This is a genomic window from Nonomuraea purpurea (assembly GCF_042650645.1).
Classification (GTDB): domain Bacteria; phylum Actinomycetota; class Actinomycetes; order Streptosporangiales; family Streptosporangiaceae; genus Nonomuraea; species Nonomuraea purpurea.
On record NZ_JBHSBI010000027.1, the window covers coordinates 150,313 to 159,215 of the forward strand.

Sequence of the window (8,903 nt, forward strand, 5' to 3'; positions counted from 1 at the left end):
GTCGGTATGGGAATTATTACTCTAGCCACCAAGCGGGGCAAAGGTCAGGTACTTTGCCCCTCTCACCCCCCAATCTAGATTTAACGGATAAATCGGGCCTAGGTCCCCCGGAGAGGGGATTATGATCATTCGCTTGACGATCCGCGACCCCGCCCAACCCGCCGAACTCGACGTCGAGGTGACGGCCGAGCCGCAGACCCCGATCGGCTCACTGCTGCGGGCCCTGCCGTTCCCCGTCAAGGGGCGGCCATGCTTCGTCGGCACCGGCAAGCTCGACCCCGACTCCACCCTCGCCGACAGCCCGCTGGTGCCAGGATCGACGATCAGCGTGGGCGAACCCGAGCGCGCGCAGCCGTGGCGGCCGCTCGCCGCCGCGGGCGCGATCCGCGTCTTCTCCGGCCCGGACGCCGGACTGGTGATCTGGCTCAGCCCCGGAAGCCACGTCATCGGCAGGGAACGCACCGACATCCCCCTCCTGCGGGACCAGAAGATCTCGCGTGCGCACGCCCGCCTGGACATCTCGTGGACCGGCGAGGCCACGGTCGTCGACCTCGGCTCGCGCAACGGCACGCTCGTGGACGAACTGAACGTGCGCGAGCCCGCCGTGCTGCGCCCCGACGGCGTCCTGCAGGTGGGCGACGACCGGCTGCGGTGGGCGCCGCTGCCGCCCGCCCGGCTCAGGACCACCCGGGGCGGGGACGGCCACGTCGACTTCGACCGGGCCTTCTCCCCCGCCCCCGCGGTGCCCGCGGCCAGGATCGCCATGCCCAGGAACGAGGTGCCGCAGCGCAATATCGCGGTCGCGCTGCTTTCGTCGTTGTTGCCGCTGCCCATTTCCATCGCGATGGCCATCCTGCTGAAAAGTGCGTATTTTCTGCTGTTCGGAATATTGACACCGGTCACTTTTTTTGCCACGCAGTGGGTCGAAGGCCGCCAGCGCCGGAAGAAAGAGCGCGAGTTCGACCAGCGCAAACGGGAGACGGCCGAGCGAATACGGCGGCACGTCGTCCACGAGCAGTGGCTGCGTCACCTGGTCGCCCCCGACGAGGTGGACCTCACCTTCGCCGCCACCCACGAGGGCCCGGGGCTGTGGCCGCGCAACGCCGACTCCCCCGACGGGCTGACGCTGCGCGTGGGCGTGGCCGACGAGCCGGCCACGATCGCGTTCGACGGGGAGCCGTGGCCGGACTTCGTCCAGCCGGTGCTGCGCGGCGTGCCCGTCACGGTGGACCTGCGCGAGATCGGCGTGCTCGGCGTCATCGGCCCGCCGGAACCGGTGGACGCGCTGCTGCGCTGGCTGCTGGTGCAGCTCGGCACGTTACGCGCCCCCGACGAGCTGCGCCTGGTCCTGATCACCGCCTCCACCGGCGAGCACCTGGCCTGGACGCGCTGGCTGCCGCACCTGAACGTCGAGGCCCCCTGCCTGATCGGCAACACGCGGGAGACCAGGATCGAGCGGATCGACGAGCTGAAGAACCTGGTCACCGAGCGGCTCAAGGTCCGCGACCGGCGCTTCGCCGAGGAGATCGTCGTCGTCCTCGACGGCGCCAGGGCCCTGCGCGACATCCCCGGCATGAAGGAGGTGCTCAGGCAGGGCCCCTCGGTCGGCGTCTATGTGATCTGCGCCGACCAGCGCAGCCTGAACGAGTGCCGAGGCGTCTGCGAGCTGGACGGCGCCGGCATGCTGCTCACCCGGGGCCGCCAGGGCCTGCCGGTCTCGGTGCAGCCGGAGCACCTCGGGCGCAGGGCCGCCGAACGCATCGCCCGCGCGGTGGCGCCCATGCGCGACCGGCTCACGCTGGCCCGCGCCGAGAGCGTCATCCCCGGCAGCGTCCGCCTGGTGGACGCGCTCGGCCTCGGCGTGCCGGACGCCGACCTGATCCTGGCCCGCTGGAACACCGACCCGAGGCCGACCACGAAGGTCGTCATCGGGGCCGACGGCTCGGGGCCCGTCACCGTGGACCTGGCGGCCGACGGCCCGCACACGATGCTCGGCGGGGCCACGGGGGCGGGCAAGAGCATCCTGCTGCAGACCCTGGTCACCGCGCTGCTGCTGGCCAACCGGCCGGACGAGCTCAACCTGGTCCTGGTGGACTTCAAGGGCGGCAGCGCGTTCCTGCCGTTCGAGCACTGCCCGCACGTGGTGGGGCTGATCCGCTCGACCGGCGACACGGCCGCCGACGTGTTCGACGAGAGCGCGGCGCGGCGCGTGCTGGCCTCGGTGCGGGCGGAGGTGCGGCGGCGGGAGGCCGTCCTGGCCCGCTACGGCGGCGAGATCGACGTCTACTGGGACGCCGGCGGGCGGCTGCCGCGGCTGGTCATGGTGTTCGACGAGTTCGCGCGCGTGCTGGAGACCTCGCCCGACTTCCTGCGCGAGCTGGTGAACGTGGCCGCCAAGGGCCGCTCGCTCGGCATGCACCTGGTCCTGGCCACGCAGTCGTTGCAGGGCAAGCTCTCGCCCGAGCTGAAGAACAACATCTCGCTGCGCATCACGCTGCGCCAGAACGAGCCCTCCGACAGCACGGAGGTCCTCGGCGTGCCCGACGCCGCCGCCATCCCGTCGCGGCTGCGCGGGCGGGGCATGATCATGCGGGTGGGCGGGGAGCAGCGCACACCCCAGCTCTTCCAGACCGGCTACCTCGGCGACCCGCCGCCCTCCGGAGCGGCCCCAGCCACCGCGCGGCTGCTGCCGTGGCCGGCGCTCGGCCTGCCCCGGCCGGTGCTCAAGGACCCGCCCAGGGCCGGCCGTACCGACCAGGACCTGGTCATCGAGGCCGCGGTCGCCGCCGCGCGCCGGCTGCCCGTCGAGCCGCCGTTCCGTCCCCTGCTGCCGCCGCTGCCCGCCTCGATCGGGCTGGAACGGCTGGGGGAGGCGGACGGGGTGCCGTACGCTCTGGCGGACGACCCCGCCAACCAGGCGCAGCCCGCGATGGCGCTGGAACTCGACGGGACCGAGCGGCTCATGGTGGCCGGCGGGCCGCAGTCGGGGCGGACGACGTTCGTGCGCACGCTCGTCTCCAGCCTGGCGGCCAGGTACTCGCCCTCCGAGGTCTGGCTGTACGTCATCGAGCACCAGCCGGGCGGGCTGGCCGCCTACGAGGGGCTGCCGCACTGCGGGGCCGTCGCGGGCGGCGGCGAACCCGACCGGATCCGCCGGATCGTGACGTGGCTGGCGGGCGAGATGGAGCGGCGGCGGCTGTCGCGGTTGTCGGCCGGCGGCGACGACCCGGTCATCGTGCTCGTCATCGACGGCTGGGAGTACTTCGAGAACCGCGGCGACCCCGACTTCTTCGAGACGCCGCTGCTGGTCACGTTGCGCGGGGTCGTGGCCGGCGGGCCGCCCGTGGGGATCCACGTGGTGGCGGTCGGCGGGCACGACATGCTGCGGGGCAAGACGCCCGACCTGTTCTCGCGGCGGCTGTTCCTGCCCTTCCCCCGGGAGGAGACGCGGCGGTCGTACCTGTCGTCGGGCATGGTGTCGCCGCCTCTGCTGGCCGGGCGGGCCATCGAGGCCGCGTCCGGGCTGCACGTGCAGATCTGCCTGCCGCCCGCGCAGACGCCCACGGCCCCCGCCGGGAACAGCCGCCCGCCGAAGGTCTTCCCGCCGCTGCCGGTGACCCTGCCATTGACCACGGCGGGCACGACCGGGGTGCCCATCGGGGTGGGCGGCCCCGACGTGACGCCCGTCGAGCTGGACCTGTTCGGCATGGGCCCGCACCTGGTGCTGGTCTCGGGGCCGCCGGGCTCCGGGCGCAGCAACGCCGCGCTCGTCATCGCCGCCGGGCTGCTCAGGGCCGGGGTGAACGTGCTGGCCGTCGCGCCGCCCCGTTCACCCTTGACCCGCGCGCTGCCCGGCGCCAGGACGCTGACCGGCACGTCCTTCACCGACGAGGAGCTCAGGCAGGCGGCCTCGGCCTTCGAAGGAACCCGGCACGCCGTGGTCGTCGACGACTTCGACCAGCTCACGATCACGCCCAGGGAGCAGGGCTTCGAGACGCTGCCCACGCTCCTGCAGGACGTCCTGGCCCCATCCGCTCTGGGCCGGCGCGCGCTGATCCTGGCCGGGGACGCCACGCCGCTGCTCGAAGGGCACCGCCGTTCGTTGTCGTCCGAGGTCACGGAGGTGCTCAGGACAGGCGCCCGCCTCCTCCTGACGCCGACGAACCGGGTGAACGCCCGCGAGCACGGCCTGAACCTGGAGCCCGACCAGTTCTTCGCCGGGCCGCCGGGCCGGGCCTACCTGGTCGCCTCCCGCCGCATGGAGCTCGTGCAGGTGGCCGCCTTCGACCGTTAGGAGACCCCGTTGCTGAGCGAGGCGTCCAGCTCACGGTGCTTGGCGATGGCGGTCTTGAGGAACTGGCTCATGCCGTCCAGGCCCTGCATGACCTGCCTGGCGCCGTTGTTCCACTGGTCGTAGTCCTGCTGGAACTTGCCCGACGCCCGCTCGGTGACGAAGTCGCTGCTCACGAGCTGGTCGATCATCGACTTGAGCTGAGTCAGCCGGGTCTCGATGTCCTCCTTCTCCTTGTTCAGCCGGGTCGCGCTGTTCTCTACCTGGGGGATACTCAGGTGATGGGTGCCACCTGCCATGACAATTCACTCTCCTTGGGGGTCTGACCAGGCCAGAGTGGCGCTGATCGCGTCGAACAGGTCGAGCATGGGCTCGGCCAGGCTCACGTGCGGGCTGGTGAGCACCAGGTCCAGCACGCCGTGCCCACCGGGCACGGGGATGAGGGTCTGCATTCCCACCGTCTCGATCTCTCCGGCCTCGACGCCGGCCACCCGGACCGCGCGGCCGGCGGCGACGTCCACGATCTCGACCCGCCGCCAGGCCGGGGTGCCGGGCCGGGGCGGGACGGCGATGACGCCAGAGGCGATCGACTCCACGGTGTTGCCGTCCGGGTCCACCCGGCCCTCGGTGTGCAGGACCATGAGCGTGGCCAGGACCGTGCCCGCGTCCTCCACGTGGTCGGTCATCGCCGCCCCGAACACCGCGCCGTGCCTGGCCGCCATGTCGGCGACCCCGCGCAGCACCTTCAGCAGCACCGACCGGTGCGGGGCCAGCTCGGGAGCGGCCTTGACGCGGGCGTCCACCAGGCGGGCCAGGTCACTGGTACGGGCCGCGCGCCAGACGTCGAACTCGTACCAGGATTCCGGCACCCGTACCGTGAACCCGAAGGGAAGATCAGCCATCGACGAGCTCCTTGACCTGCGTGGTGAGGGCGGGAAGCGCCGGGCTCCCGCCGGAGGACGCCGAGCCCCGGTCCGTGAGCGCGAACACGAGCGACGCCGCGATCGTGGCGACCAGGACGCCGGTGATCACGCCGAGCGCGAGCGGCTTCATCACGCGCTCCTGGTCGTCAGCGAATCGGCCAGCGAGCCGTCGAGCGTGCCCGTGCCCTCGACGAGGGCGTCCAGCAGTCCGGCCGCGCGCTCCAGGAGCTGGTCCATCCGCTCACGGTTGTCGGAGGACTCGGCGAAGAACGTCCTGACGGCTTCGTCCACCTTGTCCGATCCGGTCTTCGCGTCGAGCGCGCCGACGTTCGCGCCGTCGAGCGCGGCGCGGATGGACTTGAGGTCCCGCGAGACGGTCGCGGCCTCCTGCCGGTCGGCGGTGAACTCCTCAGCCATTGCGCACCTCCGTGCCGACCGCTTCGAAGGCCCGCCAGTCCTGATACACCGTCTCGACGTCCGTCCGGCCGCCGGACCTGCTGTCGGTCTGGAGCGCGAGCCGCGTCGGCAGCCCCCGGCCGTCCACCCGCAGCTCGAACCGGACCGGCCCCTCGCCCATGCCGCCGCCGTACACGCCGCCGGTCTCCACGCCCCTGAGCCGGTGCGCCATGGCCGTTCCCGTGATCGTCCGGCCGTTGCCGGGGCCCGACGTGGTCGTCAGACCAGGCTCCGCCGCCTCCAGCAGGGCCTTGATCGTGTTCGGGGAGCTGTAGCGCCTGATGGAGGGCGCGGTGAAGGACGCGCACGGCTCGATCTGCGGCCGGTCGGCGTCGAACGGCACGCCGGCCGCCACGCCCTTGCTGCCGACGAGGGTGACGGGCACGGGAACATGCCCTTGCCCGCAGGTCACGGTCATCTCGTACGAGGTCGCGGGGACGCCGGCGTCGAAGCTCAGCCGGCCGTCGGCGGCGAAGGAGTCCCCCTTCTGCTGGAAGGACGCGGTGCGGTGGCCGATGGCGCTGACCACGTCCCGCGCCTCGGGCTCGCGGGCGATCATCGCGACGGCGGCCGTGGCCACCGTGACGGCGAGGACGCCGATGGCCACTCCCGCCAGGTAGGCGGGCCTGCGCCAGATCGGCGTGGGCGCGGGCACCGCCTCGTACGGCGCCTGCTCCTCGTAGGGCCGTGTCCGGTTCTCCGCCTCCCGCAGCAGCTCGGCCACCGACGCGCCGGGGGCGGCTCCGGAGTGGCCGAGCAGGATCCGTACCAGGTCGACGGCCGTCGGGCGGGCCGCGGCGTCCGGGCGGCGGCACTCCTCGACCACCGCGCGCAACGCGGGCAGCAGCCGGTCGAGATCGGGTTCCTCGTCAGCCGGCCGGCCGGTCGCCGCGAACACGATCACCTCGGCCCAGTCACGCACGTCCTGCGCCGGGAACTCGCTGGTGCGCGGGCCCGGCGCGAAGAACGCCTGGCCGTGCGGCCCGATCATGACGTTGCCCGGGTTGAGGCGCAGCCCCGCGATCCCGCCCAGGTGCAGCCTGGCCAGGGTGGCGGCGGTGCCGAGCGCCAGCAGGTGGAGCGTCTGCCCGCGGAACGGCCCCGCCGTCCCGACGACCGCGGCGAGCGGTTCGCCCGTTCCCAGGTAATCGCGGGGCCGTAGGGCCAGGCCGCCGCCCCATCCCTGAAATTCCATCGTCACCCCCGTGGCAAGCCCAGGTGATCCGGCGTTTCCGCCGTTTTCCGCCTGGTTGTACGCCGTCGGCCGGGGATGGGTTCAATCCCATGCAGGAATCGCACGAAGTCGCCACTGTGCGGCTTGACCTTGACGTGACGTCAACCTGTCTAATTAGCGGTGATCACCACAAAAAGGGGGGAAATCAATGGTCGGCACCGCGCAGAGGCTCCTGAACTTCGAGCGTGAGGGGATGGCCGGCATCGGCCTGTGGATCATGCGGCGCCGCCACGAGGTGCCCCCGGGCTCGACCGTCGGCACGTACGCCAAGGAGCAGGCGTTCACGATGGGCCTGTTCATGTTCGCCATGGCCGTGGAGGCGATCGTGGTGGACCTGCTGCTCATCTCCGTCGGCGTGAACCCGTGGCTGCGGTACGCGGTGCTGGCCATCGACCTGTACGGGCTGCTGACCGGCCTGTCCATGGCCGCCGCCTGCGTGACCAGGCCGCACGTCGTCACAGCGGGCGAGCTACGCGTCAGGTACGGGGTCTACTTCGACCTGCGCGTGCCCCGCGACCAGATCGCCGCCGTGCGCACGAGCCGCAGCCTCAACGAGAGCGGCATGATCACGGTCAAGGACGGCCGGGTCAGCGTGGCGGTGGCGTCCCAGACCAACGTGACGGTCGAGCTGACCAAGCCGATCACGGTCGTCCGCCCGCTCGGCGCGCGGGCAGAGGTCACCTCGATCCGATTCTTCGCCGAGGACCCGAACCGGATCGTGACGGCCCTGCGCACCGACCTCCCGCTGCCCTCTTGAAAGTTGGGCCCTAGGCGAACCCCATTTGTGCGGCTAAGTTCCATACAGCACCATCTCGGGATCTTTCACCCTCATGCTCGGATGGAGGCGCCGCCATGCCGCTCACCTGGAGAAACGGCAGGAAATTACCCATCGTCGCGGCGATCGCGACACTCTCCCTGACCCTGGCCATCTCGGCGGGCCCACCGGCCCAGGCCGCCGCGCCACCGGACATCTCGCTGGCCAACGTCAAGGCCCACCTGTCCCAGTTCCAGTCCATCGCCACCGCCAACGGCGGCAACAGGGCGCACGGCCGCCCCGGCTACCTGGCCTCGGCCAACTACGTCAAAGGGCAGCTCGACGCCGCCGGCTACAGCACGACGCTGCAGTCGTTCACCTACAACGGCGCCACCGGCTACAACGTCATAGCCGACTGGCCCGGCGGCGACCCGAACGACATCCTGATGACCGGCTCCCACCTCGACGGCGTCACCGCGGGCCCCGGCATCAACGACAACGGCTCCGGCAGCGCGGCCGTCCTGGAGACGGCCCTCGAAGTGGCCCGCCAGTCGCTCCAGCCGACCAAACACCTGCGCTTCGCCTGGTGGGGCGCGGAGGAGCAGGGGCTGCGCGGCTCGCAGTTCTACGTGAACAACCTGCCGGCCGCCGAACGCGCGAAGATCAAGGGGTACCTGAACTTCGACATGGTCGGCTCCCCGAACGCCGGCTACTTCGTCTACGACGGCGACAACTCCGACGGCACCGGCTCGGGCCCGGGACCCGCCGGCTCCGCGGCCCTGGAGAAGACCATCCAGGACTACTTCACCTCGATCGGGGTCGCCACGCGGGGCACCGACTTCGACGGCCGCTCCGACTACGGGCCGTTCATCGCGGTGGGCATCCCGGCGGGCGGCACGTTCACGGGCGCGGAAGGCATCAAGACCTCCGCGCAGGCCACGCTGTGGGGCGGCACCGCGGGCCAGGCGTTCGACTCCTGCTACCACCGCTCCTGCGACACGACGTCCAACATCAACGACACCGCGCTGAACAGGAACGCCGACGCGATCGCGTACACGGTGTGGACGACCGCGACCGCCGTTCCCCCGGCCGTGGTCTGGCAGGACACGTTCGAGTCGGCGAACGGCTGGACCGTCAACCCGGCCGGGACCGACACCGCCACCTCGGGTCAGTGGGAGCGCGGCGACCCCGAGGCCACCACGTCCTCGGGCGCCAAGCAGCTCGGCACCACGGTCAGCGGTTCGA

General features: G+C 71.7%; 8 protein-coding genes. 3 read left to right on the top strand and 5 right to left on the bottom strand.

Annotated elements, in window-relative coordinates; translation table 11 throughout:
• The first annotated feature begins 133 nt into the window (after positions 1-133).
• On the top strand, positions 134-4,294 hold the full coding sequence (locus ACFOY2_RS40010; RefSeq protein WP_379533322.1) for an FtsK/SpoIIIE domain-containing protein: 4,161 nt from the start codon (positions 134-136) through the stop codon (positions 4,292-4,294).
• Here the strand turns inward: ACFOY2_RS40010 and ACFOY2_RS40015 are convergent.
• From ACFOY2_RS40015 to ACFOY2_RS40035, 5 genes are read right to left on the bottom strand one after another with little or no spacing between them, the layout of a single operon-like run.
• Complete coding sequence (locus ACFOY2_RS40015; protein ID WP_357825313.1) at positions 4,291-4,590, bottom strand: WXG100 family type VII secretion target; 300 nt, start codon at positions 4,588-4,590, stop codon at positions 4,291-4,293. The two genes, ACFOY2_RS40010 and ACFOY2_RS40015, sit on opposite strands and share 4 nt — an antisense overlap.
• A gap of 6 nt (positions 4,591-4,596) precedes the next feature.
• Entirely contained in the window at positions 4,597-5,193 is a 597-nt protein-coding gene (locus ACFOY2_RS40020) for a hypothetical protein (RefSeq protein WP_379533323.1), read from the bottom strand.
• Positions 5,186-5,344, bottom strand: coding sequence for a hypothetical protein (locus tag ACFOY2_RS40025; protein WP_379533324.1), 159 nt, complete (start codon positions 5,342-5,344; stop codon positions 5,186-5,188). Before ACFOY2_RS40025 ends, ACFOY2_RS40020 begins: the two co-directional genes overlap by 8 nt.
• Positions 5,344-5,631 (bottom strand): hypothetical protein, encoded by a 288-nt coding sequence (locus ACFOY2_RS40030; protein ID WP_379533325.1) that lies wholly within the window; start codon positions 5,629-5,631, stop codon positions 5,344-5,346. Before ACFOY2_RS40030 ends, ACFOY2_RS40025 begins: the two co-directional genes overlap by 1 nt.
• Positions 5,624-6,865, bottom strand: a complete 1,242-nt coding sequence (locus ACFOY2_RS40035; protein WP_379533326.1) for a hypothetical protein — start codon at positions 6,863-6,865, stop codon at positions 5,624-5,626. Before ACFOY2_RS40035 ends, ACFOY2_RS40030 begins: the two co-directional genes overlap by 8 nt.
• Positions 6,866-7,052: 187 nt before the next feature.
• Here ACFOY2_RS40035 and ACFOY2_RS40040 point away from each other — a divergent pair, with 187 nt between their 5' ends.
• Positions 7,053-7,661 carry a hypothetical protein gene (locus ACFOY2_RS40040; protein WP_379533327.1) on the top strand — a complete coding sequence of 203 codons (609 nt, stop codon included), beginning with the start codon at positions 7,053-7,055 and terminating at the stop codon, positions 7,659-7,661.
• A gap of 95 nt (positions 7,662-7,756) precedes the next feature.
• On the top strand, positions 7,757-8,903 hold a 1,147-nt coding region (locus tag ACFOY2_RS40045; protein ID WP_379533328.1), incomplete at its 3' end, for a M28 family metallopeptidase.

What these genes read in the sequence shown, in the direction of transcription:
- ACFOY2_RS40030 (WP_379533325.1), bottom strand. Translation starts at nt 5,631, where the DNA reads ATGGCTGAGGAGTTCACCGCCGACCGGCAGGAGGCCGCGACCGTCTCG.
- ACFOY2_RS40025 (WP_379533324.1), bottom strand. Translation starts at nt 5,344, where the DNA reads ATGAAGCCGCTCGCGCTCGGCGTGATCACCGGCGTCCTGGTCGCCACG.
- ACFOY2_RS40020 (WP_379533323.1), bottom strand. Translation starts at nt 5,193, where the DNA reads ATGGCTGATCTTCCCTTCGGGTTCACGGTACGGGTGCCGGAATCCTGG.
- ACFOY2_RS40040 (WP_379533327.1), top strand. Translation starts at nt 7,053, where the DNA reads ATGGTCGGCACCGCGCAGAGGCTCCTGAACTTCGAGCGTGAGGGGATG.
- ACFOY2_RS40015 (WP_357825313.1), bottom strand. Translation starts at nt 4,590, where the DNA reads ATGGCAGGTGGCACCCATCACCTGAGTATCCCCCAGGTAGAGAACAGC.
- ACFOY2_RS40035 (WP_379533326.1), bottom strand. Translation starts at nt 6,865, where the DNA reads ATGGAATTTCAGGGATGGGGCGGCGGCCTGGCCCTACGGCCCCGCGAT.